Raw genomic sequence first — 26,241 nt, forward strand, 5'->3', positions numbered from 1 at the left:
GGTGGCGTATATTACGCTTTCCTCTTTCAGAGTCAACCCGTTATTTCAGGATTTTTTCTCTTCAACCGACCGGGTTGTTTGTGAAGTGATTCACATCCGCCGTGTCGATGGAGGCGCATTATAGGGATCCCAGTTTTTAGCACAAGCGTTTTTTAGATCTTTTTTTCTGACTGCTGCTTTTCCACTCTTTTCGCTGAAATCCCACCCGATTTGCTTAAATATTGACGCATTTTGGCCTTGCCTCGATCCATAAATACGATCAAAGTCTTCTGTGTAGCGTTTATTAATAGAGGTAGATATGTCAGCTGTACTGCGTCCTTATAAAGATCTGTTCCCCCAGAAAGGCGATCGCGTGATGATCGATGCCAGCAGTGTTGTCATCGGCGATGTGCGAATGGCGGACGATGTCAGCATCTGGCCGCTCGTTGCGATCAGGGGAGACGTTAACTATGTTGCGATAGGTGCCCGCACCAATATTCAGGACGGCAGCGTTCTGCATGTAACCCACAAATCCTCGTATAACCCTGATGGCAATCCCCTTATCATCGGAGAAGAGGTCACCGTTGGCCATAAAGTGATGCTCCACGGCTGCACGATAGGCAACCGGGTTCTGGTCGGTATGGGTTCAGTCCTGCTGGATGGCGTAGTTGTAGAAGATGATGTGATGATTGGCGCCGGCAGCCTGGTCCCGCAAAATAAACGACTCGAAAGCGGTTATCTCTATTTAGGCAGCCCGGTAAAACAGATCCGCCCCTTAACAGAGGCGGAAATGGAAGGATTGAAATACTCTGCGAACAACTACGTAAAATGGAAGAATGACTATTTAGATCAGGATATCCAGACCCAGCCTTGATCATCTTCCTGCTGGTCGCGGATTAAATCGCTGGCTTCCTCTTCAAGGTCCCAGCGATTTTCGCAAAATACGTCCATTGCCTGAGTACCGCCAAAGCGTTCCAGCAACACGTCCTTACTGATTGCACAGGTCAACTGCATCCCATGCACCAGTACCGGGAAACAAACGGCTTGTTTTTCCTCGTCCCAGATTTCTCTGTCGGGAAAGTGAATGGCCTGATTCACGCGGACAGTTCCTGTTTCAGCTTCTCAATCACAGGCTCGACCGCTGGCAACACGCCATGCCAAAGCAACACGGCATGGGCCGCTTGCCCCACCAGCATTCCAAGACCATCAGCCAGGTGTTTTGCGCCATGCTGTTCGCACCAGTTCAGGAAAGGTGTTTTTCCATTCTGGTAGAACATGTCATAGAAAAAGAGATGGGCGCTCACCAGCGAAGCAGGAATAGCAGGGACTTCTCCGCCAATACCGCTCGAGGTTGCATTAATCACCAGATCGAACTCATGCTCCGCCAAATCATCCAGCGCGACAGCACTCACACTGCCTGTATGCGCAAACAATGCGGCTAACTCTTCGGCACGGGAGAAAGTACGGTTAGTAATGGTTACGGAACAGTCCAGAGAGAGCAGAGGCAGCAACACGCCGCGTGATGCACCACCTGCACCAATCAGCAATACCCGGAAGCCTGGCTTTATAAATGACAACCTTTCCAGATCGCTCAACAGCCCAATCCCGTCAGTGTTATCACCCAGCAAACGCCCATCCTCAAGCCGTTTAAGCGTATTCACTGCGCCAGCAAGAGAAGCTCGCTCAGTAAGTTCATCCGCTCGCTCAAAAGCTTCTTCTTTAAAGGGAACGGTGACATTCGCACCTTTACCACCCGCATCAAAAAAGGCATTCAGCGTTGCAACAAACGCATCGACTGGGGCCAGTACCCGGCCATAGGGATGGTCTATCTGCAATTGTTCAGCAAACTGCTGATGAATCAGCGGTGATTTGCTGTGAGCAATCGGATTTCCAAAAACGGCATAAGTTTCCATCATATTACCCCTGGCGAAAACGTTCGCCGGTTAAAGCATCGCGGATTTCAGAGGGATTCAGGCGCCCGCCTGTTTCACCAACAGCCACCGGGAAATCATCCCCGAATTGCGCCAGCACTTCTTCAGAAGTCCTGCAAGGTGGCAATCCGGTCAGGTTTGCGCTGGTCGACACCAAAGGTTTACCGAACGCCAGACATAGCTCAACCACCAGCGGATGATCTGTTACACGAACGGCCAGGGAATCAAAACGCCCGGTTAGCCAGCGCGGTGTTGTCGGCTGCGCCGGGAAAACAAAGGTCACAGGGCCAGGCCATGCGGAGAAGATGGTTTCCCGCTGTGCGGACGTCAGCATGGAATCATCTATATAGGGTTTGAGTTGCTCGTAATTTGCTGCAATCAGTATCAGCCCTTTCTCGACAGGCCGTTGTTTCAGCTCAAGCAGACGGCCCACAGCCGTTTCGCTGTCAGGGTCGCAACCGACCCCAAATACAGCTTCTGTTGGATAAGCGATGACTTCTTCTTTTTTCAGTACGTCCACTGCATACGCAATGGAGCCTGATGGCAGGTTATTATTCACTGGTTTGATCCGCCGCAACCGGCTTTCCACATTGTTTACTGGCGCAGAAACGTTTTAAGCCTTGCGCAGTTTTCTTCTCTATTAGTAACGGATAGTCGCAATGAGGGCAGACCCCCGCTACCGGTTTGAAATTGATAACGAACTGGCATTCAGGATAGCGATCGCAAGAATGGAAGGTCTTACCAAAACGGGAACGGCGCTGAACCAACTGTCCATTCTGACATTGTGGACATGCGATTGCCGTTTCATCTGGTTTATCAATTTGTTCTGTATGTTCGCATTCAGGGTAGTGGCTGCATCCGATAAACATACCGAAGCGGCCTTGTCGCAAGGCTAACTCACTCCCACAGACAGGACATAACTGCCCCTCCAGAATCTTAACGATATGCCCATCCGCCTGGCTTTTCAGGGGACGGACATAATCACATTCCGGATAGTGTGAACAACCGAGAAACGGACCGTGTTTCCCGGACCGAATGACAAGTTCAGCCCCGCACTGCGGGCAGGGCTCATTTTTATGCACCGTGAATAGTGCTGATTTGGCCATAACAACTCTTGGTGCTGCACCTTTGAATCAGTGCAGCATACCTTCATTCACTTCAAAGAGTAATTCTTCCATTTGTTGATAGGCATTTTCACAGCCCGGGATATTAAACAGAACCATCAGAATCACCCACTTGAGGTCCTCCAGTTCGAATTCTGCCGTATCCAGCGCCATGACGCGCTCTATCACCATTTCTCGCGTTTCGAGGTTTAGCACCTGAATCTGCTCAAGGAATAAAATAAATCCCCGGCAGCTGGCATCCAGCCTTTCACACTCTTCAGCTGTATAGATGCGAACAGACAGTGGATCGGAAGCAAGCTGCATCGGTTCGGCAAGGCCTTCCTGATAATCAGCCAGTTTCTCTAACCACATCAACGCATTATAAATATCTTCCCGCTCAAATCCCGCATCGGTAAGATCCCGTGTCAATTTGTCCTGATCCACTCGCATTTCTGCTTCGTTATGGATATAAGTCTCAAACAAATACATCAGTACGTCGAACATGGCTTGCCCTCCTTAATCGGACATAGCCGCCGGGTACAGCTGCGATCCACCCTGCTAACTCCAGTTCGAGTAGCTGTGCTACCGTTACTGGCACAGGTTGGCCGGCACGTTCAGCGACAACGTCAACAGGTGTTACCTCATCTCCTACGTTAGCCAGGAGCTTGGGAAATGGCAATGCCACCTCCTCCTGATCTGATGAATATTGTCGCTTTTCGGCTTCCCCCTGAAGCCAGTGCAGCCCATATCGCAAATTTTCCAGAATGTCCTCTGTACATGTCACTGGCGTTGCGCCCTGCTTTATCAGCCAGTGCGGCCCTTCACACCCGGGATTCCCTACTGGCCCCGGCAGAGCAAAAACCTCACGGCCCTGCTCCAGCGCACATCTGGCGGTAACAAGCGAACCGCTACGTAAGGCCGCCTCAACCACAAAAACCCCGAGGCTCAACCCGCTTATAATGCGGTTACGACGAGGAAAATTACCGGGCCAGGCAGATGTTGATAAGGAGAACTCAGAAATAACAGCCCCGCCGCCCTCAATCAGTTGATCGGCAAGGGAAAGATGCCTGCGCGGATAAATACTGAAAAGGCCATTGCCCAGCACCGCCACGCTGCTTCCTTTAACCTCCAGCGCTGCACGGTGAGCGACACCATCAATCCCACAGGCCAGCCCGCTGGTTATCGTGAAACCACATTGTGCCAGTTGCTCACACAAGAGCTTTCCCCAGCGCTGACCATACCAGGACGGCGAACGGCTCCCCACAACTCCCAGTTGAATATTATTGAGTACCTCAACATATCCTTTAACGAATATGGCACCGGGGTAATCCGGTATCATTCGAAGTAATGGTGGATATCGGGGATCATCCGCGGGCAGCAGGCAATGACCAGGCTGCTCAAGCCAAATCAGGCTCCGCTCAAGCTCAGCCTCGCCGAGTGCAAAAAAACGCTCAGCCTGCTTAACCGACAGCCCTGCGCCTTTGATAGTAACACCATCAATATTTGTCTGGCGCAGCAGGTACGCGGCGGCTTCTAGCATTGCATCACCGCACAGTGTTGTCGTGTTGATCAGCCGTAACCATATCTCTGTAGACGTCATCCTTTTCCCTGCCATAAGCAGCCTCCGCAATCATTGCGATTGGTCACTGATGCTGTCAATCGATGGGGGATTTGTCTAGAATAGAGGTAATATTCTTATCAACTCCTGAATACGACTCTGGAAATTTATGGCAGTTTTGCAAGTGTTACATATTCCGGACGAGCGCCTTCGCATCGTCGCTGAACCGGTAAAAGAAGTGAATGCAGAAATTCAGCGTATCGTCGATGATATGTTCGATACCATGTACGCCGAAGAAGGCATTGGCCTGGCGGCTACGCAGGTTGACATTCACAAGCGTATTATCGTGATTGACGTCTCTGAAAATCGCGATGGCCGTCTGGTGCTGATCAACCCTGAACTGCTCGAGAAGAGTGGAGAAACAGGTATCGAGGAAGGCTGTCTGTCCATTCCAGAACAGCGTGCTTTAGTGCCACGTGCCGAAAAAGTGAAAATTCGCGCTCTGGATCGTGACGGTAATCCGTTCGAGCTGGAAGCTGACGAACTGCTGGCGATTTGTATTCAGCATGAGATGGATCACCTGGTCGGTAAACTGTTTATCGATTACCTCTCGCCACTGAAACAACAGCGCATTCGCCAGAAAGTAGAGAAACTGGATCGTATGCGCTCTCGTGCATAACATCCCGGGATACAAGGAATAACGTGTCTACATCGCTACGTATTATCTTCGCAGGAACTCCTGATTTTGCAGCGCGTCATCTCGACGCGCTGTTATCTTCTGGCCACCAGGTTGTGGGTGTATTTACGCAACCGGATCGCCCGGCTGGCCGCGGCAAAAAGCTGATGCCAAGCCCGGTAAAAGTGCTGGCAGAAGAGCACGGATTACCTGTATTCCAGCCAGCATCTTTACGTCCGCATGAAAATCAGCAACTTGTTGCCGATCTCAATGCCGACGTCATGGTGGTGGTGGCTTACGGTTTAATTCTGCCAAAAGCTGTTCTTGATATGCCTCGCCTGGGCTGTGTAAATGTGCACGGCTCTCTGCTGCCTCGCTGGCGCGGTGCGGCGCCTATCCAGCGTTCTTTGTGGGCAGGTGATGCTGAAACTGGCGTCACTATTATGAAGATGGACGTAGGTTTAGACACTGGCGACATGCTGTATAAACTCGCCTGCCCGATTACCGCAGAAGACACCAGCGCAACGCTTTACGACAAGCTGGCGGAACTTGGCCCTCAGGGGCTCATCGAGACACTGCAACAGCTTGCGGATAATACGGCACAGCCTGAAGTTCAGGACGAAGCGCTGGTCACCTATGCCGAAAAGCTGAGCAAAGAAGAAGCTCAGATCGACTGGTCATTGTCGGCCGCTCAGCTTGAACGCTGCATTCGAGCATTTAACCCGTGGCCGATGAGCTGGGTAATGATCGATGATCAGCCAGTAAAAGTCTGGAAAGCCTCCGTCATTGAGGGTCACTCAAGCGCAGAGCCTGGTACAATCCTCGATGCGAACAAGCAGGGCATCCAGGTTGCAACGGCAGAAGGTATTTTGAACCTTGAGTCGCTCCAGCCTGCGGGTAAGAAAGCGATGAGTGTCCAGGATCTGTTAAATTCCCGTCGCGAATGGTTTATCCCCGGCAAACGTCTTGCCTGAGAAAATTTATCCTTAAGGCCCGGTGTTTCCGGGCATTTTTATTTTTACGGCTATGAAAAAACAAAATCTACGCAGTATGGCGGCGCAGGCCGTCGAACAAGTGGTTGAGCAAGGGCAGTCGCTGAGCAATGTGCTGCCGCCACTTCAACAGAAAGTTTCGGACAAAGACAAAGCACTGCTTCAGGAGTTGTGCTTTGGTGTCCTGCGCACCCTTTCCCAGCTTGAGTGGCTGATTAACAAGCTGATGTCACGCCCGATGACAGGAAAGCAGCGCACCGTGCATTACCTGATTATGGTTGGATTCTACCAGCTGCTTCATACCCGTATCCCGCCTCACGCTGCACTGGCAGAAACGGTAGAAGGCGCCGTTGCCATTAAACGTCCGCAACTGAAAGGATTGATCAACGGAGTGCTACGCCAGTTCCAGCGCCAGCAAGAAGAACTACTGGCCGAATTTGCCCGGACCGAGAATCAGTACCTACACCCGTCGTGGCTGCTTAATCGTCTTAAAAAAGCGTATCCACAGCAGTGGCAGGACATCGCCGGGGCCAATAACCAGCGTCCTCCTATGTGGTTACGCGTCAACCGTAATCATCATACCCGTGATGCGTGGCTTGCCCTGCTGAAAGAATCTGGTATGAACGGATTTACGCATGATGCCTACCCTGATGCCGTACGTTTAGAAACCCCGGCACCAGTACATGCGTTACCGGGTTTTGAAGAGGGATGGGTGACGGTTCAGGATGCCTCTGCTCAGGGCTGCATGACATGGCTTGAGCCCCAAAATGGTGAGAAGATCCTCGACCTTTGTGCGGCACCTGGGGGTAAGACGACTCATATTCTCGAAGTTGCCCCGCAAGCCAGTGTATTGGCTGTTGATGTCGACGAGCAGCGTCTTTCTCGCGTCTATGACAACCTGAAACGTTTAGGGCTAAAGGCGCAGGTCAAACAAGGTGACGGACGCAAGCCAGCTGAATGGTGTGGTGATACACAATTCGATCGCATCTTGCTGGATGCCCCCTGCTCGGCTACAGGCGTGATTCGCCGCCACCCGGACATCAAGTGGCTGCGTCGCGATCGTGACATCAACGAACTTGCCCAGCTGCAAGCCGAAATTCTCGATGCGGTTTGGCCACATCTGAAATCTGGCGGGACGCTGGTGTATGCGACCTGTTCAGTTCTTCCGGAAGAAAACTGTCAGCAGATCGCGGCATTCCTGAAACGTACCCCAAATGCTTCACTGCATGGCACAGGTACGCCAGAGCGCCCTGGTCTGCAAAACTTGCCTGGTGCTGAAGAAGGCGATGGTTTCTTTTACGCTAAGCTAATCAAAGAGTGATGTGAGAACAGGCTGCAAGATATGAAGATAATCATTCTGGGTGCAGGACAGGTCGGCGGAACGCTGGCCGAAAACCTTGTTGGTGAGAATAACGACATCACAATTGTCGATACCAATGGCGATCGACTGCGCGTTTTGCAGGATAAGTTTGACCTTCGGGTTGTACAAGGCCACGGTTCACACCCACGAGTGCTTCGCGAAGCCGGTGCAGATGATGCCGATATGCTGGTTGCGGTAACCAGTTCGGACGAAACTAATATGGTTGCGTGCCAGGTTGCGTACTCGCTTTTTAACACGCCAAACAGGATTGCGCGTATCCGCTCTCCGGATTATGTCCGTGACGCGGAAAAACTGTTTAATTCTGAAGCGGTTCCGATCGACCATCTTATTGCGCCAGAACAACTGGTCATCGACAACATTTACCGCCTGATCGAATACCCTGGCGCACTCCAGGTCGTGAACTTCGCGGAAGGAAAAGTAAGCCTTGCCGTGGTTAAAGCCTATTACGGTGGCCCACTGATTGGTAATGCACTTTCGACGATGCGCGAGCATATGCCGCATATCGACACGCGTGTAGCGGCGATTTTCCGCCATGACCGGCCGATTCGTCCACAAGGCTCGACCATTGTCGAAGCCGGTGATGAAGTCTTCTTTATTGCCGCTTCTCAGCATATCCGCGCGGTGATGAGTGAGCTTCAGCGTCTCGAAAAGCCGTACAAACGCATTATGCTCGTCGGTGGCGGTAATATCGGCGCGGGCCTGGCACGTCGGCTTGAAAAGGACTACAGCGTGAAGTTGATCGAACGCGATCAACAACGTGCGTCTGAGCTCGCTGAAAAGTTACAGAACACGATTGTGTTTTATGGTGATGCGTCGGATCAAGAGTTGCTGGCCGAAGAACATATTGATCAAGTTGATCTGTTTATTGCCGTCACCAACGATGATGAAGCGAATATCATGTCGGCCATGCTCGCAAAACGGATGGGAGCCAAAAAGGTAATGGTGCTGATTCAGCGCCGGGCCTATGTCGATCTGGTTCAGGGAAGTGTGATCGATATTGCGATTTCACCACAACAAGCCACTATTTCTGCGCTGCTGAGCCACGTTCGTAAGGCTGACATCGTTGGCGTTTCATCTCTTCGTCGTGGTGTCGCTGAGGCTATCGAAGCCGTTGCACACGGTGATGAAACAACCTCGCGCGTGGTAGGCAGGGCGATTGATGAAATTAAATTACCGCCAGGCACCATAATTGGAGCGGTGGTACGCGGCAACGATGTCATGATCGCCAATGATAATTTGCGTATCGAGCAAGGCGACCATGTCATTATGTTCCTTACCGATAAAAAGTTTATTACCGACGTCGAACGTTTATTCCAGCCAAGTCCATTCTTCCTGTAATGATTCGGGTGCTCTTTAAAGGGCGCCCGGACATTAACCCTCTTATTAATATGCCTTTAATTTTTCATAACGATTATTTATCACCAATGGAAATTAGCTAATCATTTGTTAAACTTATAATCGTCAGCTGGCACAAGGAGAACATAATGAGTTTTATTAAAGAGTTTCGCGAATTTGCGATGCGCGGGAATGTGGTGGATTTGGCTGTGGGTGTCATTATTGGTGCGGCGTTCGGTAAGATCGTTTCATCTCTGGTAGCCGACATTATTATGCCACCTTTAGGGTTATTAATCGGGGGCATAGATTTTAAACAGTTCGCCGTTACGCTGCGGGATGCACAGGGTGATGTCCCGGCGGTTGTGATGCATTACGGTGTTTTCATCCAGAACATCTTCGATTTTGTGATTGTCGCGTTTGCTATTTTTATGGCGATCAAGCTTATCAACAAGCTTAACCGTAAAAAAGAAGAGCCGGCAGCAGCACCTGCTCCAACGAAAGAAGAAGTATTGTTGACCGAAATCCGCGACCTGTTAAAAGAACAAAATAACCGTTCTTAATCAGAAGCTAAAAACAGGAAGGCCAGTGGTAAAAAAGCAATTTGCTCTCTTGCCACTGGCCTCCCAGTTACCCCGATTGCCATGTTTGCCTTTACGCAGATAACTTCCTTTCCCCTTTTTGTTTTTCTCTACCCGCTGCCGGAAAAGCGGATCATGGAGCAGGGCTTCAATGGCATTGTCTTTAATTTGCCCCTTCGTATGCTGATAGCGACTCATAATTTCTCCTGAGTATGGTTTAAGTCGACCGGAGTCTAGACCTGAGCGTACTAAAAATCAACACCCCTGTGTTTCTCCACTTGCGCCCTGTTCGAGTGCCTCGAGGATCGAGCAATAGACGCTGCTATGGGCCGTACCACAGCAGGCATCATTCAGGCGCTGTAGGGATCGCTGCATTGTCTGAAGCTCCTGGATCCGTTCTTCTACTTCATCCAGTCTGGCCTGAACAATGCTCTTCGACTCCTGACACGTATGATGTGTCGGATCGATGCGGATCGATAGAAGCTCGCGGATGGATTCAAGGGTAAAACCAAGCTGCCGCGCGTAACGTATAAACCGGAGACGCTGTAGGTCATTATCGGTATAAAGACGGAACCCGCCTTCCGTGCGCACCTCATGGTCAATCATCTGCTGCTTTTCGTAATAACGAATAGTATCCGGTGTAACGTTAGCAAGCTTTGCGAGTTCACCAATACGATACATAACTACTCCTCATTCATTTTGTGCATCAGCCGTTCACAATACTCGCCGTGCAGAAAATCAGTATTCATTCCTGCCTGGCGCAGTTTCAATTCGATCAAGGCCAGGCGCCTGCTAATTTCAGGATGTCGGGGATCGTCCTTGCGAATGCCTTTCAACAAATCGACAAGTTCTACAGCCTCTTTACGCTGCTCAAGTTCCGGGGGTAAGCAACCGGCATTTTTCAGTAAACGATAACCGGAGCGTAATTCAGGCGCGACATGAGAATCGTCATCCAGCGCTATCGGAGCACCGACACCAGGAAGGTTGTCGAACTCACCTTTTCTTTGGGCATCGCAAATATGGCGTTCTGCCCACTGGTCGAGCAACCACATAATGAACTCCAGGGGATGAACAGAAAAGATACAACTATTGTAGAGAAGTGGGGATGCAGCGGATATAAAAAAACCCGCCGAAGCGGGTCTTTTTACGTTACTACAGATTACTCTGCAGCAGCTTCTGCTTTCGATTCAGAACGATCAACCAGCTCGATGTAAGCCATCGGAGCGTTGTCGCCTGCACGGAAGCCACACTTCAGAATACGAGTGTAACCACCTGCACGGCTCGCGAAACGCGGACCCAGTTCGTTAAACAGTTTTGCCACGATCTCGTTATCACGAGTACGGGCGAATGCCAGACGACGATTAGCAACGCTGTCAGTCTTGGCAAGAGTAATCAGCGGCTCAACTACGCGACGCAGCTCTTTCGCTTTAGGCAGGGTCGTCTTGATGATTTCATGACGAACCAGTGAACCTGCCATGTTGCGGAACATAGCCTGGCGATGGCTGCTGTTGCGGTTCAGTTGACGACCACTCTTACGATGGCGCATGACCTTATCCTTCTCAGTAAAACCTTAACCTGTGATCCGGTTACTCGTCAGCAATGCTTGCCGGTGGCCAGTTTTCCAGGCGCATACCCAGAGACAGACCACGTGAGGCCAGCACGTCTTTAATCTCAGTAAGAGATTTTTTACCCAGGTTCGGCGTTTTCAGCAACTCAACCTCGGTACGCTGTACCAGATCACCGATATAGTGGATAGCTTCTGCCTTGAGGCAGTTAGCAGAGCGGACAGTCAATTCGAGATCGTCAACAGGGCGCAGCAGGATCGGATCGAATTCTGGTTTCTCTTCTTTAACTTCCGGCTGACGAACATCACGTAAGTCAACGAAAGCTTCAAGTTGTTCTGCCAGGATGGTTGCCGCACGACGAATCGCCTCTTCAGGATCGATTGTGCCGTTGGTTTCCATTTCGATGACCAGCTTGTCCAGGTCGGTACGCTGTTCTACACGCGCTGCTTCAACATTGTAGGCAATACGCTCTACAGGGCTGTAACATGCGTCGACCAGCAGACGGCCGATTGGGCGCTCATCTTCTTCCGAATGAATTCGGGCAGAAGCCGGCACATAACCACGACCGCGCTGAACTTTGATACGCATGCTAATAGCTGCGTTCTCATCGGTCAGGTGGCAGATCACGTGCTGCGGCTTGACGATTTCAACATCACCGTCGTGGGTGATGTCGGCTGCAGTCACAGGGCCAATGCCAGATTTATTCAGAGTAAGAATAACTTCATCTTTACCCTGAACTCTCACCGCCAGCCCTTTCAGGTTGAGCAGGATTTCAAGGATATCTTCCTGAACGCCTTCTTTGGTGCTGTACTCATGAAGTACACCATCAATCTCAACCTCGGTCACCGCGCAACCCGGCATCGATGAGAGCAGAATACGGCGCAGTGCGTTACCCAGAGTATGGCCAAAGCCACGCTCTAAAGGCTCAAGGGTCACCTTGGCGTGCGTCGAACTCACTTGCTCGATATCTACCAGGCGCGGTTTTAGAAACTCTGTCACAGAACCCTGCATTGTGTCCTCTCTTTGGTACTAAGCTTTACTTGGAGTAAAGCTCGACGATCAGGTGTTCGTTAATGTCCGCAGACAGATCAGAACGTTCTGGCTGACGCTTGAACGTACCTTCCATCTTGCCAGCATCAACTTCCAGCCAGGTTGGCTTTTCACGCTGCTCAGCCAGCTCCAGAGCGGCTTTCACGCGAGATTGCTTTTTCGCTTTCTCACGAATGCTAACAACGTCATTCGCTTTAACCTGATAAGAAGCGATGTTAACAACACGACCGTTTACCATGATTGCTTTGTGGCTAACCAACTGGCGTGATTCAGCACGAGTAGCGCCGAAGCCCATACGGTATACAACGTTGTCCAGACGACCTTCCAGCAGAGCCAACAGGTTTTCACCAGTGTTGCCTTTCAGACGTGCTGCTTCTTTATAGTAGTTACGGAACTGACGCTCCAGCACACCGTAGATACGGCGAACTTTTTGCTTTTCACGCAACTGCACACCATAGTCAGACAGACGCGGTTTACGCGCACCGTGCTGGCCAGGAGCTTGTTCAATTTTACACTTGGTATCGATCGCGCGAACGCCAGACTTAAGGAATAAGTCGGTGCCCTCACGACGGCTCAGCTTGAGCTTAGGACCCAAATATCTTGCCATTTTCTATCTCCAACTAACCTAAAAAACGAGCGCGTTATACGCGACGTTTTTTCGGCGGACGACAACCGTTATGAGGGATCGGAGTCACATCAGTAATATTAGTGATGCGGAAACCAGCGGCGTTCAGAGCACGAACAGTAGATTCGCGGCCTGGACCCGGACCTTTAACCATAACTTCCAGATTCTTGATGCCGTATTCTTTTACGGCTTCAGCGCAACGCTCTGCTGCAACCTGAGCTGCAAACGGAGTGGATTTGCGTGAACCACGGAAACCGGAACCACCGGCTGTTGCCCAACCCAATGCGTTACCCTGACGATCAGTAATAGTAACGATGGTGTTGTTGAAAGAAGCATGGATATGAGCCACGCCGTCAGAGACTTGTTTTCTTACACGTTTACGTGCACGAACTGGTGCCTTTGCCATTATTCAATCACCCCGATTATTTCTTGATCGGTTTGCGCGGACCCTTACGGGTACGTGCGTTGGTCTTAGTACGCTGACCGCGCACTGGCAGACCACGACGATGACGCAAACCGCGATAGCAACCAAGATCCATAAGGCGCTTGATGCTCATGCTAACTTCACGGCGCAGATCACCTTCAACGACAAATTTGGCAACTTCGTCACGCAGCGTGTCGATTTGTTCTTCAGACAGCTCACTGATCTTAACATCTTCAGCGATACCCGCTGCAGCCAGAATGGCCTTAGAACGGGTCTTGCCGACGCCGTAGATCGAAGTTAATGCGATCACAGCATGTTTCTGATCAGGAATGTTAATGCCTGCTATACGGGCCACTATGCACTCCTACTATTTAATATGTACGCACCATGCTGAAAAGCCCGTTTTCAGGATACTCAAATGGAAACGTACAGACATACAAAAGATTGGCTGGCTAATCTAGCCAGCTCAACCCAACTTTGCAAGAAAAATATGCGAAATAATCAGCCTTGGCGCTGTTTATGCTTCGGCTCGGCACTGCAAATCACACGGATGACACCATCACGCTTAACGATTTTGCAGTTACGGCATAATTTCTTGACGGAAGCACGAACTTTCATTTTTACTCTCCGTAACTTCTCAGGCGACCAATTAGCGGCCGTAGCCTTTCAGGTTCGCCTTCTTCAATGCAGACTCATACTGACTGGACATCATCAGAGTTTGCACTTGAGCCATAAAGTCCATAATCACGACAACAACGATAAGCAGTGAAGTCCCACCAAAGTAGAACGGTACTTTCATTGCATCACGCATGAACTCCGGGATCAGGCAGATAAAAGTAATATAAAGCGCACCAACCAAAGTCAGGCGAGTCATTACTTTATCGATATACTTCGCCGTTTGCTCTCCCGGACGAATTCCTGGTACAAATGCACCGGACTTCTTCAGGTTATCTGCTGTTTCACGCGGGTTGAAGACCAACGCCGTGTAGAAGAAACAGAAGAAGATGATCGCAGACGCATAGAGTAACACATAAAGTGGTTGCCCAGGCTGCAAATACAGCGAAATTGTTGTCAGCCAGTTCCAACCAGTCCCGCCCCCGAACCATGACGCGATGGTCGCCGGGAACAGAATAATACTGGAAGCGAAGATTGCCGGGATTACCCCCGCCATATTCACTTTCAGCGGTAAATGTGTGCTCTGTGCAGCATAGACACGACGACCCTGCTGACGTTTAGCGTAGTTCACCACAATGCGGCGTTGACCACGTTCAACGAATACAACAAAGAACGTCACTGCAAATACTAATACTGCAACCAACAGCAACAGGAGGAAGTGCAGGTCGCCTTGACGCGCTTGCTCGATAGTGTGGGCAATGGCTGGCGGGAGTCCCGCAACAATACCGGCGAAGATAATGATTGAGATACCGTTACCGATACCACGTTCAGTAATCTGTTCGCCGAGCCACATCAGGAACATGGTTCCTGTGACCAGACTTACAACAGCGGTGAAATAGAATGCAAAGCCCGGGTTTAACACCAGGCCCTGCATACCAGGCATATTCGGCAGACCGGTAGCAATACCGATCGACTGGAATATAGCCAGCACCAGAGTGCCGTAACGGGTGTACTGACTAATCTTACGACGTCCAGACTCCCCTTCTTTCTTCAACTCAGCTAAGGCCGGATGAACGACCGTCAGCAGCTGGATAATAATGGATGCCGAGATATACGGCATAATACCCAATGCGAAGATAGAAGCACGGCTGAGAGCACCACCAGAGAACATGTTGAACATTTCAATGATGGTGCCTCGCTGTTGCTCAAGCAGTTTGGCAAGTACAGCGGCATCGATACCAGGGATCGGAATAAAAGAGCCAATACGGAAAACAATCAGCGCGCCGATAACAAACAGCAGTCTGCGTTTCAGCTCGCCAAAACCACCTTTGGCACTTTGAAAATCTAATCCCGGTTGCTTAGCCATCTGCTACTTATTCCTCAATTTTACCGCCAGCAGCTTCGATAGCAGCACGAGCACCTTTAGTCACACGCAGGCCACGAACAGTTACCGGAGTAGAAACTTCACCAGCCAGGATCACTTTCGCGAACTCGATCTGGATACCGATAATGTTAGCTGCTTTCAGCGTGTTCAGGTCTACAACGCCGCCTTCAACTTTCGCCAGGTCAGACAGACGGATTTCCGCTGTGATCGCTGCTTTGCGAGAGGTGAAGCCGAATTTCGGCAGACGACGGTACAGTGGCATCTGACCACCCTCGAAACCGCGACGTACGCCACCGCCAGAACGAGAGTTCTGACCTTTGTGACCACGACCACCGGTTTTACCGAGGCCAGAACCGATACCACGACCCAGGCGTTTACCCGCCTTTTTAGAGCCTTCGGCCGGAGACAGAGTATTTAAACGCATCTCTTACTCCTCAACTTTAACCATGAAGTAAACCGCGTTGACCATACCGCGAACAGCAGGAGTATCCTCGCGCTCAACAGTATGACCAATACGACGCAGACCCAGGCCAAGCAGCGTTGCCTTGTGTTTCGGCAGACGACCGATTGCACTGCGGGTTTGAGTGATTTTAATAGTCTTTGCCATGGTCAATTACCCCAGAATTTCTTCAACGGATTTACCACGCTTGGCAGCGACCATTTCTGGAGAATTCATATTTTCCAGGCCATCAATAGTTGCACGAACCACGTTGATCGGGTTGGTGGAACCATATGCTTTAGCCAGAACGTTATGAACTCCAGCAACTTCCAGAACGGCGCGCATTGCACCACCGGCGATGATACCGGTACCTTCGGAAGCTGGCTGCATGAATACACGAGAACCCGTGTGAACACCTTTAACTGGGTGTTGCAGGGTGCCGTGGTTCAGCGCGACGTTAATCATATTGCGACGGGCTTTTTCCATCGCTTTCTGGATCGCTGCTGGAACTTCACGCGCTTTACCGTAACCAAAACCAACGCGACCGTTACCATCACCAACTACAGTCAGAGCTGTGAAGGAGAAAATACGACCACCTTTAACGGTTTTAGATACGCGGTTAACCGCGATCAGCTTTTCCTGCAGTTCGCCAGCTTGTTTTTCGATGTGAGCCATCTTACACCTCTACCTTAGAACTGAAGGCCAGCTTCACGGGCAGCATCTGCCAGTGCCTGGACACGACCATGATATTGGAACCCGGAACGGTCAAAGGAAACATTGCTGATGCCTTTTTCCAGAGCGCGTTCTGCAACAGCTTTACCTACAGCTGCAGCGGCGTCTTTGTTACCGGTGTACTTCAATTGTTCTGCGATAGCTTTTTCTACAGTAGAAGCAGCTACCAGAACTTCAGAACCGTTCGGTGCAATTACCTGTGCGTAAATGTGACGCGGGGTACGATGTACCACCAGGCGAGTTGCACCCAGCTCTTTGAGCTTGCGGCGTGCGCGGGTCGCACGACGGATACGAGCAGATTTCTTATCCATAGTGTTACCTTACTTCTTCTTAGCCTCTTTGGTACGCACGACTTCGTCGGCGTAACGAACACCCTTGCCTTTGTAAGGCTCAGGACGACGGTAGGCGCGCAGATCTGCTGCAACCTGGCCGATCAGCTGTTTATCAGCGCCTTTCAGCACGATTTCAGTCTGAGTCGGACATTCTGCAGTGATACCGGCCGGCAGCGGATGCTCAACAGGGTGTGAGAAGCCCAGAGACAGGCCAACTGCATTCCCTTTGATAGCTGCACGATAACCTACACCAACCAGCTGAAGCTTTTTAGTGAAGCCTTCGGTAACACCAACAACCATTGAGTTCAGCAGGGCACGCGCGGTACCAGCCTGAGCCCATCCATCCACGAAACCATCACGTGGACCGAAGGTCAGAGCGTTGTCTGCATGTTTAACTTCAACAGCATTGTTGAGGGTACGAGTCAGCTCGCCGTTTTTACCTTTGATCGTAATAACCTGACCGTCGATTTTTACATCAACGCCGGCAGGAATAACGACCGGTGCTTTAGCAACACGAGACATTTTTTCCTCCGATTAGGCTACGTAGCAGATAATTTCGCCACCAAGACCAGCCTGGCGCGCTGCACGATCAGTCATAACACCTTTAGAGGTAGAAACAACTGCGATACCAAGACCAGCCATAACTTTAGGCAGCTCATCTTTTTTCTTATAGATGCGCAGACCTGGGCGGCTGACACGCTGAATGCTTTCTACAACAGCTTTACCCTGGAAGTACTTAAGAGTCACTTCCAGTTCCGGCTTGGTGTCGCCTTCAACTTTAAAATCTTCGATAAAACCTTCATCCTTCAGCACGTTGGCAATTGCCACTTTCAGCTTGGAGGAAGGCATGGTGACCGCAACTTTGTTCGCGGCCTGACCGTTACGGATACGGGTCAGCATATCCGCGATCGGATCTTGCATGCTCATCTGTCTTTACTCCCGTGATTCAATTGGTAATTACCAGCTAGCCTTTTTCAAGCCTGGTACTTCACCGCGCATGGCGGCTTCACGCAGTTTGATACGGCTCAACCCAAACTTGCCCACATAACCATGTGGACGACCTGTTTGACGGCAGCGGTTACGCTGACGAGACGGGCTGGAATCACGCGGCAGAGACTGCAGCTTGAGAACCGCATTCCAACGATCTTCGTCGGAAGCGTTCACATCAGAAATGATCGCTTTCAGTTCAGCGCGTTTAGCGAAGAATTTATCAGCTAAAGCTACGCGCTTTACTTCGCGTGCTTTCATTGATTGCTTAGCCATTCAGTAACCCTACCTTACTTGCGGAACGGGAAGTCAAAGGCAGCCAGCAGAGCACGGCCTTCTTCGTCAGATTTCGCAGTAGTGGTAATGGTAATATCCAAACCACGCACGCGGTCGACTTTATCGTAGTCGATTTCTGGGAAGATGATCTGCTCACGGACACCCATGCTGTAGTTACCACGACCGTCGAAAGACTTAGCGGACAAGCCACGGAAGTCACGGATACGCGGTACAGCAATAGTGATCAGGCGCTCAAAGAACTCCCACATGCGTTCGCCACGCAGAGTTACTTTACAGCCGATCGGATAGCCCTGACGGATTTTGAAGCCTGCAACTGATTTGCGTGCTTTGGTGATCAACGGCTTTTGACCGGAGATTGCTGTCAGATCAGCTGCTGCGTTATCCAGCAGTTTCTTGTCAGCGATCGCTTCACCAACACCCATGTTCAGGGTGATCTTCTCGACCCGAGGGACTTGCATGACAGAATTGTAGTTAAACTCAGTCATGAGTTTCTTAACTACTTCGTCTTTGTAGTAATCATGCAGTTTCGCCATCGTACTACTCCAAATTACTTGATAGTTTCGCTGTTAGACTTGAAGAAACGGACTTTTTTGCCGTCTTCGAATCTAAAGCCTACACGGTCAGCCTTACCGGTAGCCGCATTGAAGATTGCAACGTTAGAAACCTGAATAGCAGCTTCTTTTTCAACGATGCCGCCTGGTTGGTTCAGGGCCGGAACCGGCTTCTGATGTTTCTTAACCAGGTTGATACCTTCAACGACAAGTTTGCCGGAAGACAGAACATTTTTTACTTTACCGCGTTTACCTTTATCTTTACCGGTTAACACGATAACTTCGTCATCACGACGGATTTTCGCTGCCATGATTCGCTCCTTAGAGTACTTCTGGTGCCAGAGAGATAATTTTCATGAACTTCTCAGTACGAAGTTCACGAGTTACCGGCCCAAAGATACGCGTGCCGATAGGCTGCTCGCTGTTATTGTTTAAAATAACGCATGCATTACCATCGAAGCGAATGACAGAACCGTCAGGGCGACGAACACCCTTCTTGGTGCGCACCACTACCGCCTTCAGCACATCACCTTTTTTGACCTTACCACGTGGAATTGCTTCCTTGATGGTGATCTTGATGATGTCGCCTACGCCTGCGTAGCGACGGTGCGAGCCACCCAGAACCTTGATACACATTACGCGACGTGCACCGGAGTTGTCGGCGACGTTCAGCATAGTCTGTTCTTGGATCATTTTAGTGCTCCGCTAATGTCAACTACTACCTGAGACTCTAAAATCAGAGCCGTTAAAAAGCCCCATATCGAGGGCGCGGCATTATAACACCGCTTCTGCAATATGGGTAGAAAAAATAAACGGCTCATCGCTGAGCCGTTTATTCGTATCGAGAAGGCTTACTGTATTACAGAACCGCTTTCTCTACAACGCGAACCAGCGTCCAGGACTTAGTCTTGGACAGTGGACGGCATTCACGGATTTCAACCTTGTCGCCGATACCACATTCGTTGTTCTCGTCATGTACGTGCAGTTTGGTCGTACGCTTGATGAATTTACCGTAGATCGGGTGTTTCACAATACGTTCGATAGCAACAACGATGGATTTCTCCATTTTGTCGCTAACAACACGACCTTGCAGAGTACGGATTTTATCGGTCATTACGCACCCGCCTTCTGAGTCAGTAAAGTCTTAACGCGTGCAACATTGCGACGCACTTGCTTCAGCAGGTGAGTCTGTTGCAGCTGGCCACTTGCAGCCTGCATACGCAGGTTGAACTGCTCACGCAGCAGGTTCAGCAGCTCGGCGTTCAGTTCTTCAACGCTTTTTTCACGCAGCTCATTTGCTTTCATTACATCACCGTCTTAGTTACAAAGGTGGTTTTAATCGGCAGTTTTGCTGCTGCAAGGCCGAATGCTTCACGGGCCAGCTCTTCCGGAACACCGTCCATTTCATACAGGACTTTGCCCGGCTGGATCAAGGCAACCCAGTACTCCACGTTACCTTTACCTTTACCCATACGAACTTCCAGTGGCTTCTCGGTGATTGGTTTGTCCGGGAATACACGGATCCAAATCTTACCTTGACGCTTAACTGCACGGGTCATTGCACGACGTGCTGCTTCGATCTGACGTGCAGTCAGACGACCACGGCCAACAGCTTTCAGACCGAAAGTGCCGAAGCTAACATCCGTACCCTGCGCCAGACCACGGTTGCGGCCTTTGTGCACTTTACGGAATTTTGTACGCTTTGGTTGTAACATCAGCGACGCTCCTTATTTACGGCCTTTACGCTGCTGCTTTTTAGGTTGAGCAGCCGGTTTTTCCGGTTGTTCAACAGCAGCCATACCACCCAGGATCTCACCTTTGAAGATCCATACCTTAACGCCGATTACACCGTAAGTGGTGTGCGCTTCAGAGGTGTTGTAGTCGATGTCAGCACGCAGAGTGTGCAGCGGTACGCGACCTTCACGGTACCATTCGGTACGTGCGATTTCCGCGCCGCCCAGACGGCCGCTAACTTCAACTTTGATACCTTTAGCGCCCAGACGCATTGCGTTCTGTACAGCACGCTTCATAGCACGACGGAACATAACACGACGTTCCAGCTGAGAAGTGATGCTGTCAGCAACCAATTTAGCGTCCAGTTCAGGCTTACGAACTTCAGCGATATTGATCTGTGCAGGAACGCCAGCGATATCCGCTACGACCTTGCGCAGTTTTTCTACGTCTTCGCCTTTCTTACCGATAACGATGCCAGGACGAGCAGTGTGAATAGTCACACGGATGCTCTTAGCTGGACGCTCGATAACGATACGAGATACAGACGCTTTAGCCAGTTCCTTAGTCAGGTACTGACGTACTTTAAAATCGCTGTCCAGGTTGTCAGCGAATTCTTTGGTGTTCGCAAACCAGGTAGAGTTCCATGGTTTTACAATACCCAGGCGAATACCATTAGGATGTACTTTCTGACCCATTGCTAGTCTCCAGAGTCTCAGCGATCGGACACAACCACAGTAATGTGGCTGGTGCGCTTCAGGATGCGATCTGCACGACCTTTCGCACGCGGCATAATGCGCTTCATGCTTGGGCCTTCGTCTACGAAAATTTTCGCAACTTTCAGATCGTCAATGTCAGCGCCATCGTTGTGTTCAGCGTTAGCAATGGCAGATTCCAGTACTTTCTTGACCAATACCGCAGCTTTCTTGTTGGTATAGGTCAGGATGTCCAGGGCCTGCGACACTTTCTTACCGCGAATCAGGTCAGCAACAAGGCGAACCTTCTGAGCAGAAGAACGAGCATGGCGATGTTGAGCTAAAGTTTCCATCTCTTCCTCCTACCTTATTTCTTCTTCGCTTTTTTATCAGCAGCGTGGCCGCGATAAGTACGAGTCGGTGCGAATTCACCCAGTTTGTGACCAACCATTTCGTCGGAAACAAAGACTGGAACGTGCTGACGACCATTATGGACAGCGATGGTCAAACCGATCATGTTAGGAAAGATCGTTGAACGACGGGACCAAGTGCGCAGGGGCTTCTTGTCTCCGCTTTCCACCGCTTTCTCTACCTTCTTCAGCAAGTGCAGGTCAATAAAAGGACCTTTCTTGAGAGAACGTGGCATGGCTTATCCTCTAAAATTATTTGCTACGGCGACGTACGATAAATTTATCAGTACGCTTGTTGCTGCGGGTCTTCTTACCTTTGGTCTGAACGCCCCACGGAGTTACCGGGTGCTTACCAAAGTTACGACCTTCACCACCACCATGTGGGTGGTCTACTGGGTTCATCGCAGTACCGCGAACGGTAGGACGAACACCACGCCAGCGTGCAGCACCTGCTTTACCCAGAACGCGCAGCATATGCTCAGCATTGCCAACTTCGCCCAGAGTAGCGCGGCAGTCTGCTTCGACTTTACGCATTTCACCAGAACGCAGACGCAGGGTGACATAAGCACCGTCACGAGCAACGATCTGAACGTAAGTACCAGCGGAACGAGCCAGCTGACCGCCTTTACCTGGTTTCATTTCTACGTTATGAACGGTAGAACCAACCGGGATATTGCGCATCGGCAGGGTGTTGCCTGCTTTGATTGCAGCATCAACGCCAGACTGAATCTGGTCGCCAGCTTTCAGGCCTTTAGGGGCCAGGATGTAACGGCGTTCGCCGTCTTTGTACAGAACCAGCGCGATGTTCGCGGAACGGTTCGGATCGTACTCAAGACGTTCAACAACTGCTGGGATACCGTCTTTGTTGCGTTTGAAGTCAACAATACGATAAGCCTGCTTGTGGCCACCACCGATGTGACGAGTGGTGATACGGCCATTGTTGTTACGACCACCGGATTTGCTGTTTTTTTCCAGCAACGGAGCAAAAGGTTTGCCCTTGTGCAGCTCAGGGTTAACCACTTTAACTACGTGGCGACGACCCGGAGATGTCGGTTTACATTTAACAACTGCCATTGTATTACTCCTCCGACTTACTCAGCGCCGCCAACGAAGTCCAGATTCTGGCCTTCTTTCAGGGTGACGTAAGCTTTTTTCCAGTCGCTACGACGACCGATACGCTGTCCGTGACGTTTAACTTTCCCTTTAACTACCAGGGTGTTAACGACTTCGACTTCGACTTCAAACAGTTTCTGCACAGCAGCTTTGATCTCTGCTTTGGTCGCGTCTTTAGCAACTTTGAGAACGATGGTGTTAGTTTTTTCCATCGCAGTAGACGCTTTTTCAGAAACGTGCGGTGCACGCAGCACCTTCAGCAGACGTTCTTCACGAATCATGCCAGCATCTCCTCAACTTGCTTAACAGCATCAGCAGTCATTACGACTTTGTCGAAGGCGATCAGGCTAACCGGGTCGATACCAGTCGCATCACGTACGTCAACCTTGTGCAGGTTACGTGCGGCCAGGAACAGGTTCTCGTCCAGCTCACCGGTGATGATCAGCACATCTTCCAGAGCCATGTCTTTCAGTTTCTGTGCCAGCAGCTTAGTTTTAGGCGCTTCAACAGAGAATGATTCGACAACGATCAGACGATCCTGACGTACCAGTTCGGACAGGATGCTTTTCAGCGCGCCGCGGTACATCTTTTTGTTAACTTTTTGACTGTGGTCCTGTGGACGCGCAGCGAAGGTCACGCCACCTGAACGCCAGATCGGGCTCTTGATAGAACCTGAACGCGCACGGCCGGTACCTTTCTGGCGCCATGGCTTTTTGCCAGAACCAGTTACTTCAGCACGAGTCTTCTGAGCACGAGTACCCTGACGAGCACCAGCTGCATAAGCAACAACAACCTGGTGAACCAGCGCTTCGTTGAAATCACGACCGAAGGTAGTTTCGGAAACAGTCAGCGCGCTCTGCGCGTCTTTCAATACTAATTCCATTGCTATCCCCTTACGCCTTCACAGCTGGTTTAACGATCAGGTCGCTACCGGTTGCACCCGGAACTGCACCTTTAACCAGCAGCAGGTTGCGCTCAGCGTCAACACGTACTACGTCCAGGCTCTGAACGGTTACACGTTCGTTACCCAGCTGACCTGCCATTTTCTTGCCTTTGAACACTTTGCCCGGAGTCTGGTTCTGACCGATAGAACCCGGTACGCGGTGAGACAAGGAGTTACCGTGAGTAGCGTCCTGGGTACGGAAGTTCCAGCGCTTAACGGTACCAGCAAAACCTTTACCTTTAGAGGTACCGGTTACGTCAACTTTTTTAACGTCAGCAAACAGCTCAACGCTAATGTCCTGACCTACGGTGAACTCTTCGCCTTCAGCAAGACGGAATTCCCACAGACCACGGCCAGCTTCTACGCCAGCTTTAGCGAAGTGACCCGCTTCTGGTTTGGTTACACGGTTAGCTTTTTTAGCACCAGTGGTAACCTGAACAGCACGGTAGCCATCGTTAGCCAGATCTTTAACCTGAGTAACGCGGTTTGCTTCAACTTCGATTACGGTTACTGGGATTGAAACGCCATCTTCAGTGAAGATGCGGGTCATACCCACTTTTTTACCGACTAAACCAATCATTGTATCAACCTCTCAATCGCTCGATGACCTGATTAACCCAGGCTGATCTGCACGTCTACACCGGCAGCCAGATCCAGACGCATCAGAGCATCAACGGTTTTCTCAGTTGGCTCAACGATGTCAACCAGACGCTTGTGAGTGCGGATTTCGTACTGATCACGCGCGTCTTTGTTGACGTGCGGGGAGATCAGAACGGTAAAGCGCTCTTTGCGGGTCGGCAGCGGGATCGGACCACGGACTTGCGCACCAGTGCGCTTAGCAGTCTCGACGATTTCCGCGGTTGATTGATCGATCAGACGATGATCAAACGCTTTCAGGCGGATACGGATTCTTTGGTTCTGCATGAGACCAGAGCTCCAATTATTTTATAAACGAAAATGATTACTCCTCAAACCCATTACGATTGATGGGAGAGTGTAACCGTTCTTACGTAGCCCCCCAATTGGGAGCATTGTTGAGTAACAAAATGAGTTACTCCGGTTCAGATTGAACCAGCCGTCAATTACGACAAGCCCGCGCATTATACGTAAATCTGAGCCAGACGCAAGTGTAGTTTAGTAATTAAGCGCCTGGGACCACACTGCGTGTCGGGCCGCAGTGTGGTATGAAATGTAGCCGGTTAACTCATTTTCCCTGAAACAGGTGCGCAGCTCTAAAGTTTGTTATTTGCCACTGGCTGGTGTTGCGTAGAGGATGCCCGGAAACACTCTCTGAGGTCTCCGATATGCTAACCACTCTCCCCTTTCTGATTATCTATCTTGTCCTGACGGTGCTACTGGTTCGCAGCGATATCCTTGCCGGGATTTTGCCGGACAAATATCTCTGCCCACTTTTGTGGAGCGGTCTTGTTTTTCATCTTTGCGTTAATCCTGATTTCCTACCCCACGCGGTAATTGGGGCACTGGCAGGCTACGCGGGGTTTGCGGTTATCTACTGGGGATATCGACTGGCGAGTAAACGCGAAGGAATGGGATATGGGGATGTGAAATATCTTGCTGCGCTTGGGGCCTGGCACGGGTGGTGTGTTTTGCCTGTCCTTGCATTAACGGCAGCACTCACCGCGCTTCTGTATCTTGGTATCCAGTGTTGTCGTTACCAGGATAATCAGGTATTGAAAAACCCACTGCCTTTCGGGCCATTTCTGGCGGCAGCGGGTTTATGTTCTGGCTGGCAAAGTGTAATCAATCTTCCACTTTAATCTGGGACTGGAGATAGTTCTGTATACCGAGTTTACCGATGAGATCGAGTTCGGTTTCCAGCCAGTCAATGTGACCTTCTTCATCTGCCAGAATCTGGATCATCATATCGCGGCTAACATAGTCATGAACGCTGTCTGCGTAGGCGATGGCTTCACGAAGGTCTTTGGCGCCATCAAGTTCTAGCGCAAGGTCGGAACGCAACATCTCCTCGACATCTTCACCAATGCCAAGTTTGCCAAGATCCTGCAAGTTAGGAATGCCCTCAAGGAAAAGAATGCGCTCGATATATTTATCGGCGTGTTTCATTTCATCGATGGATTCATGATATTCGACGTCGTTAAGACGCGTCAGTCCCCAGTTTTTAAACATTCTCGCATGGAGAAAATACTGGTTGATTGCGACAAGCTCATTTCCCAATAATTTATTGAGATAACTTATGATTTTAACATCACCTTTCATTATATAGTCCCTCCGCTTCCACTTATTGAAGCGTAGATGGGGCTACAGGGATGTCAAAAAAAAGATTGGGGCTTAAGCGATCTCTTTATACTCTGGGATCTGCATAAGCTCATCCTGCATGATTTCACGGGCTGCGCGTACACACTTACCACATTGATTTCCAACTGGAACAAATTTGCGCAACTGCTGGAACGATTGAGGCTGGAACTGGCGAACGGCCTGACGTATTTTTTTGTCACTCACACCATTACATAAACAAACGTACATAAATACTCCCGTTCAAATTATGCGCAAAGTGTAAGTGAGAATAGTTATGATTACAATAGCACATACGCGGAGATGCGGGACGGGAACGAACAAAAAATGCGAAAATTTGTGACAAGGAAAATGAAGACAATAAAAAAGGACGCCGAAGCGTCCTTTTTTTATTCAGGGATAATTAATTAGCCCAGAACTTTAGCAACAACGCCCGCGCCAACGGTACGGCCGCCTTCACGGATTGCGAAACGCAGACCGTCGTCCATCGCGATTGGGTGGATCAGAGTCACAACCATCTTGATGTTGTCGCCTGGCATTA

At 50.3% G+C, this 26,241-nt stretch carries 46 protein-coding genes and 1 pseudogene; 7 read left to right on the plus strand and 40 right to left on the minus strand.

All coding sequences use genetic code 11. The features are described from left to right. Positions 1–298 precede the first annotated feature (298 nt). The gene (locus F3J30_RS22210) at positions 299–853 is read left to right on the plus strand and encodes a gamma carbonic anhydrase family protein (RefSeq protein ID WP_166718592.1); all 555 of its coding nucleotides are present in this window, start codon (positions 299–301) and stop codon (positions 851–853) included. On the opposite strand, the gene F3J30_RS22215 is transcribed toward F3J30_RS22210, so the two are convergent. The 6 genes from F3J30_RS22215 to dprA are packed head-to-tail and all read right to left on the minus strand — an operon-like array spanning position 829 to position 4,613. Then, the gene (locus tag F3J30_RS22215; protein ID WP_014072044.1) at positions 829–1,077 is read right to left on the minus strand and encodes a DUF1488 domain-containing protein; all 249 of its coding nucleotides are present in this window, start codon (positions 1,075–1,077) and stop codon (positions 829–831) included. The two genes, F3J30_RS22210 and F3J30_RS22215, sit on opposite strands and share 25 nt — an antisense overlap. Continuing rightward, positions 1,074–1,892, minus strand: coding sequence for a shikimate dehydrogenase (aroE, locus tag F3J30_RS22220; protein ID WP_041162295.1), 819 nt, complete (start codon positions 1,890–1,892; stop codon positions 1,074–1,076). The genes F3J30_RS22215 and aroE overlap by 4 nt, the downstream gene beginning before the upstream one ends. Positions 1,893–1,896: 4 nt before the next feature. Then, complete coding sequence (gene tsaC, locus F3J30_RS22225; protein WP_166718593.1) at positions 1,897–2,469, minus strand: L-threonylcarbamoyladenylate synthase type 1 TsaC; 573 nt, start codon at positions 2,467–2,469, stop codon at positions 1,897–1,899. Then, positions 2,462–3,016, minus strand: a complete 555-nt coding sequence (locus tag F3J30_RS22230; protein ID WP_166718594.1) for a type I DNA topoisomerase — start codon at positions 3,014–3,016, stop codon at positions 2,462–2,464. Before F3J30_RS22230 ends, tsaC begins: the two co-directional genes overlap by 8 nt. Positions 3,017–3,043: 27 nt before the next feature. Further along, positions 3,044–3,517: a DUF494 family protein Smg gene (gene smg, locus F3J30_RS22235; RefSeq protein WP_014072048.1), complete on the minus strand. Its 474-nt coding sequence runs from the start codon at positions 3,515–3,517 to the stop codon at positions 3,044–3,046. Continuing rightward, the gene (gene dprA, locus F3J30_RS22240) at positions 3,489–4,613 is read right to left on the minus strand and encodes a DNA-protecting protein DprA (protein ID WP_166718595.1); all 1,125 of its coding nucleotides are present in this window, start codon (positions 4,611–4,613) and stop codon (positions 3,489–3,491) included. Before dprA ends, smg begins: the two co-directional genes overlap by 29 nt. A gap of 127 nt (positions 4,614–4,740) precedes the next feature. Between dprA and def the strand changes: the two genes are divergently transcribed. The 5 genes from def (at position 4,741) to mscL (ending at position 9,515) form a co-directional block, all read left to right on the plus strand. Beyond that, complete coding sequence (def, locus tag F3J30_RS22245) at positions 4,741–5,250, plus strand: peptide deformylase (RefSeq protein ID WP_014072050.1); 510 nt, start codon at positions 4,741–4,743, stop codon at positions 5,248–5,250. A 23-nt stretch (positions 5,251–5,273) separates the two neighbouring features. Then, positions 5,274–6,221, plus strand: a complete 948-nt coding sequence (gene fmt, locus F3J30_RS22250) for a methionyl-tRNA formyltransferase (protein WP_166718596.1) — start codon at positions 5,274–5,276, stop codon at positions 6,219–6,221. A gap of 52 nt (positions 6,222–6,273) precedes the next feature. Further along, positions 6,274–7,560, plus strand: a complete 1,287-nt coding sequence (gene rsmB, locus F3J30_RS22255) for a 16S rRNA (cytosine(967)-C(5))-methyltransferase RsmB (RefSeq protein WP_166718597.1) — start codon at positions 6,274–6,276, stop codon at positions 7,558–7,560. Between the two features lie 21 nt (positions 7,561–7,581). After that, a complete protein-coding gene (gene trkA, locus F3J30_RS22260) occupies positions 7,582–8,958 on the plus strand; it encodes a Trk system potassium transporter TrkA (protein ID WP_013099016.1) in 1,377 nt (458 codons plus the stop codon). Between the two features lie 146 nt (positions 8,959–9,104). Continuing rightward, a complete protein-coding gene (mscL, locus tag F3J30_RS22265; RefSeq protein WP_014072054.1) occupies positions 9,105–9,515 on the plus strand; it encodes a large-conductance mechanosensitive channel protein MscL in 411 nt (136 codons plus the stop codon). Here mscL and F3J30_RS22270 read toward each other — a convergent pair whose 3' ends face one another. From F3J30_RS22270 to rpsJ, 31 genes are all read right to left on the minus strand, one after another. Then, positions 9,516–9,731, minus strand: a complete 216-nt coding sequence (locus tag F3J30_RS22270; protein WP_166718598.1) for an alternative ribosome-rescue factor A — start codon at positions 9,729–9,731, stop codon at positions 9,516–9,518. 57 nt (positions 9,732–9,788) lie between these two features. Then, complete coding sequence (zntR, locus tag F3J30_RS22275) at positions 9,789–10,214, minus strand: Zn(2+)-responsive transcriptional regulator (RefSeq protein WP_014072056.1); 426 nt, start codon at positions 10,212–10,214, stop codon at positions 9,789–9,791. A 2-nt stretch (positions 10,215–10,216) separates the two neighbouring features. Beyond that, positions 10,217–10,585 (minus strand): DUF1992 domain-containing protein, encoded by a 369-nt coding sequence (locus F3J30_RS22280; RefSeq protein ID WP_166718599.1) that lies wholly within the window; start codon positions 10,583–10,585, stop codon positions 10,217–10,219. A 107-nt stretch (positions 10,586–10,692) separates the two neighbouring features. Further along, a complete protein-coding gene (rplQ, locus tag F3J30_RS22285) occupies positions 10,693–11,079 on the minus strand; it encodes a 50S ribosomal protein L17 (protein WP_001216372.1) in 387 nt (128 codons plus the stop codon). A gap of 40 nt (positions 11,080–11,119) precedes the next feature. Continuing rightward, positions 11,120–12,109 carry a DNA-directed RNA polymerase subunit alpha gene (gene rpoA / locus F3J30_RS22290; protein WP_002919219.1) on the minus strand — a complete coding sequence of 330 codons (990 nt, stop codon included), beginning with the start codon at positions 12,107–12,109 and terminating at the stop codon, positions 11,120–11,122. A 25-nt stretch (positions 12,110–12,134) separates the two neighbouring features. Next, positions 12,135–12,755: a 30S ribosomal protein S4 gene (rpsD, locus tag F3J30_RS22295; protein WP_003863314.1), complete on the minus strand. Its 621-nt coding sequence runs from the start codon at positions 12,753–12,755 to the stop codon at positions 12,135–12,137. A gap of 34 nt (positions 12,756–12,789) precedes the next feature. Beyond that, on the minus strand, positions 12,790–13,179 hold the full coding sequence (gene rpsK, locus F3J30_RS22300; RefSeq protein WP_003863312.1) for a 30S ribosomal protein S11: 390 nt from the start codon (positions 13,177–13,179) through the stop codon (positions 12,790–12,792). A gap of 16 nt (positions 13,180–13,195) precedes the next feature. Further along, positions 13,196–13,552, minus strand: a complete 357-nt coding sequence (gene rpsM / locus F3J30_RS22305; RefSeq protein ID WP_003031135.1) for a 30S ribosomal protein S13 — start codon at positions 13,550–13,552, stop codon at positions 13,196–13,198. A gap of 146 nt (positions 13,553–13,698) precedes the next feature. Next, complete coding sequence (rpmJ, locus tag F3J30_RS22310) at positions 13,699–13,815, minus strand: 50S ribosomal protein L36 (RefSeq protein ID WP_000868187.1); 117 nt, start codon at positions 13,813–13,815, stop codon at positions 13,699–13,701. A 31-nt stretch (positions 13,816–13,846) separates the two neighbouring features. Next, positions 13,847–15,178, minus strand: a complete 1,332-nt coding sequence (gene secY, locus F3J30_RS22315) for a preprotein translocase subunit SecY (RefSeq protein WP_003863305.1) — start codon at positions 15,176–15,178, stop codon at positions 13,847–13,849. A gap of 7 nt (positions 15,179–15,185) precedes the next feature. After that, positions 15,186–15,620 (minus strand): 50S ribosomal protein L15, encoded by a 435-nt coding sequence (gene rplO / locus F3J30_RS22320; protein ID WP_003863304.1) that lies wholly within the window; start codon positions 15,618–15,620, stop codon positions 15,186–15,188. Between the two features lie 3 nt (positions 15,621–15,623). Next, positions 15,624–15,803 (minus strand): 50S ribosomal protein L30, encoded by a 180-nt coding sequence (gene rpmD, locus F3J30_RS22325; protein WP_003863301.1) that lies wholly within the window; start codon positions 15,801–15,803, stop codon positions 15,624–15,626. A gap of 6 nt (positions 15,804–15,809) precedes the next feature. Further along, entirely contained in the window at positions 15,810–16,310 is a 501-nt protein-coding gene (gene rpsE, locus F3J30_RS22330) for a 30S ribosomal protein S5 (RefSeq protein WP_002438697.1), read from the minus strand. A 14-nt stretch (positions 16,311–16,324) separates the two neighbouring features. Beyond that, a complete protein-coding gene (gene rplR, locus F3J30_RS22335) occupies positions 16,325–16,678 on the minus strand; it encodes a 50S ribosomal protein L18 (protein ID WP_013099023.1) in 354 nt (117 codons plus the stop codon). 9 nt (positions 16,679–16,687) lie between these two features. Beyond that, the gene (gene rplF / locus F3J30_RS22340) at positions 16,688–17,221 is read right to left on the minus strand and encodes a 50S ribosomal protein L6 (RefSeq protein WP_006178917.1); all 534 of its coding nucleotides are present in this window, start codon (positions 17,219–17,221) and stop codon (positions 16,688–16,690) included. A 12-nt stretch (positions 17,222–17,233) separates the two neighbouring features. Continuing rightward, positions 17,234–17,626, minus strand: coding sequence for a 30S ribosomal protein S8 (gene rpsH / locus F3J30_RS22345; protein ID WP_014072058.1), 393 nt, complete (start codon positions 17,624–17,626; stop codon positions 17,234–17,236). A gap of 30 nt (positions 17,627–17,656) precedes the next feature. Then, on the minus strand, positions 17,657–17,962 hold the full coding sequence (rpsN, locus tag F3J30_RS22350; protein ID WP_003863291.1) for a 30S ribosomal protein S14: 306 nt from the start codon (positions 17,960–17,962) through the stop codon (positions 17,657–17,659). A 14-nt stretch (positions 17,963–17,976) separates the two neighbouring features. Continuing rightward, positions 17,977–18,516 carry a 50S ribosomal protein L5 gene (rplE, locus tag F3J30_RS22355; protein WP_001096202.1) on the minus strand — a complete coding sequence of 180 codons (540 nt, stop codon included), beginning with the start codon at positions 18,514–18,516 and terminating at the stop codon, positions 17,977–17,979. A 14-nt stretch (positions 18,517–18,530) separates the two neighbouring features. After that, entirely contained in the window at positions 18,531–18,845 is a 315-nt protein-coding gene (gene rplX / locus F3J30_RS22360; RefSeq protein ID WP_003863287.1) for a 50S ribosomal protein L24, read from the minus strand. Between the two features lie 10 nt (positions 18,846–18,855). After that, positions 18,856–19,227 carry a 50S ribosomal protein L14 gene (gene rplN, locus F3J30_RS22365; protein ID WP_002919748.1) on the minus strand — a complete coding sequence of 124 codons (372 nt, stop codon included), beginning with the start codon at positions 19,225–19,227 and terminating at the stop codon, positions 18,856–18,858. Between the two features lie 166 nt (positions 19,228–19,393). Continuing rightward, a complete protein-coding gene (gene rpsQ, locus F3J30_RS22370) occupies positions 19,394–19,648 on the minus strand; it encodes a 30S ribosomal protein S17 (RefSeq protein ID WP_008503489.1) in 255 nt (84 codons plus the stop codon). Next, positions 19,648–19,839 carry a 50S ribosomal protein L29 gene (rpmC, locus tag F3J30_RS22375; protein ID WP_006817276.1) on the minus strand — a complete coding sequence of 64 codons (192 nt, stop codon included), beginning with the start codon at positions 19,837–19,839 and terminating at the stop codon, positions 19,648–19,650. The genes rpsQ and rpmC overlap by 1 nt, the downstream gene beginning before the upstream one ends. Continuing rightward, positions 19,839–20,249 (minus strand): 50S ribosomal protein L16, encoded by a 411-nt coding sequence (rplP, locus tag F3J30_RS22380; protein WP_002919759.1) that lies wholly within the window; start codon positions 20,247–20,249, stop codon positions 19,839–19,841. Before rplP ends, rpmC begins: the two co-directional genes overlap by 1 nt. Before the next feature lie 12 nt (positions 20,250–20,261). After that, positions 20,262–20,963 carry a 30S ribosomal protein S3 gene (gene rpsC / locus F3J30_RS22385; RefSeq protein WP_000529945.1) on the minus strand — a complete coding sequence of 234 codons (702 nt, stop codon included), beginning with the start codon at positions 20,961–20,963 and terminating at the stop codon, positions 20,262–20,264. Between the two features lie 17 nt (positions 20,964–20,980). Continuing rightward, on the minus strand, positions 20,981–21,313 hold the full coding sequence (rplV, locus tag F3J30_RS22390; protein WP_002919773.1) for a 50S ribosomal protein L22: 333 nt from the start codon (positions 21,311–21,313) through the stop codon (positions 20,981–20,983). Between the two features lie 14 nt (positions 21,314–21,327). After that, complete coding sequence (rpsS, locus tag F3J30_RS22395) at positions 21,328–21,606, minus strand: 30S ribosomal protein S19 (protein ID WP_001138115.1); 279 nt, start codon at positions 21,604–21,606, stop codon at positions 21,328–21,330. A gap of 16 nt (positions 21,607–21,622) precedes the next feature. After that, positions 21,623–22,444, minus strand: a complete 822-nt coding sequence (gene rplB / locus F3J30_RS22400; RefSeq protein ID WP_000301859.1) for a 50S ribosomal protein L2 — start codon at positions 22,442–22,444, stop codon at positions 21,623–21,625. 17 nt (positions 22,445–22,461) lie between these two features. Beyond that, the gene (rplW, locus tag F3J30_RS22405; RefSeq protein WP_000617546.1) at positions 22,462–22,764 is read right to left on the minus strand and encodes a 50S ribosomal protein L23; all 303 of its coding nucleotides are present in this window, start codon (positions 22,762–22,764) and stop codon (positions 22,462–22,464) included. After that, positions 22,761–23,366, minus strand: coding sequence for a 50S ribosomal protein L4 (gene rplD / locus F3J30_RS22410; protein ID WP_003031119.1), 606 nt, complete (start codon positions 23,364–23,366; stop codon positions 22,761–22,763). Before rplD ends, rplW begins: the two co-directional genes overlap by 4 nt. Before the next feature lie 10 nt (positions 23,367–23,376). Beyond that, on the minus strand, positions 23,377–24,006 hold the full coding sequence (gene rplC / locus F3J30_RS22415; protein ID WP_006178923.1) for a 50S ribosomal protein L3: 630 nt from the start codon (positions 24,004–24,006) through the stop codon (positions 23,377–23,379). Between the two features lie 32 nt (positions 24,007–24,038). Next, positions 24,039–24,350 carry a 30S ribosomal protein S10 gene (gene rpsJ, locus F3J30_RS22420; RefSeq protein ID WP_001181005.1) on the minus strand — a complete coding sequence of 104 codons (312 nt, stop codon included), beginning with the start codon at positions 24,348–24,350 and terminating at the stop codon, positions 24,039–24,041. Between the two features lie 380 nt (positions 24,351–24,730). On the opposite strand from rpsJ, the gene F3J30_RS22425 reads away from it, so the two are divergent. After that, positions 24,731–25,204: an A24 family peptidase gene (locus F3J30_RS22425; RefSeq protein WP_166718600.1), complete on the plus strand. Its 474-nt coding sequence runs from the start codon at positions 24,731–24,733 to the stop codon at positions 25,202–25,204. Here F3J30_RS22425 and bfr read toward each other — a convergent pair. From bfr to tuf, 3 genes and pseudogenes are all read right to left on the minus strand, one after another. Further along, positions 25,188–25,664 (minus strand): bacterioferritin, encoded by a 477-nt coding sequence (gene bfr, locus F3J30_RS22430; RefSeq protein ID WP_014072060.1) that lies wholly within the window; start codon positions 25,662–25,664, stop codon positions 25,188–25,190. The two genes, F3J30_RS22425 and bfr, sit on opposite strands and share 17 nt — an antisense overlap. 72 nt (positions 25,665–25,736) lie before the next feature. Next, positions 25,737–25,931 carry a bacterioferritin-associated ferredoxin gene (gene bfd / locus F3J30_RS22435; protein WP_008503493.1) on the minus strand — a complete coding sequence of 65 codons (195 nt, stop codon included), beginning with the start codon at positions 25,929–25,931 and terminating at the stop codon, positions 25,737–25,739. 176 nt (positions 25,932–26,107) lie between these two features. Then, a pseudogene (gene tuf, locus F3J30_RS22440) lies at positions 26,108–26,241 on the minus strand (elongation factor Tu); the annotation flags it as partial.

Origin of the sequence: Enterobacter sp. Tr-810 (assembly GCF_011752765.1) — a bacterium.
In the GTDB taxonomy this organism is placed as follows: domain Bacteria; phylum Pseudomonadota; class Gammaproteobacteria; order Enterobacterales; family Enterobacteriaceae; genus Enterobacter; species Enterobacter soli.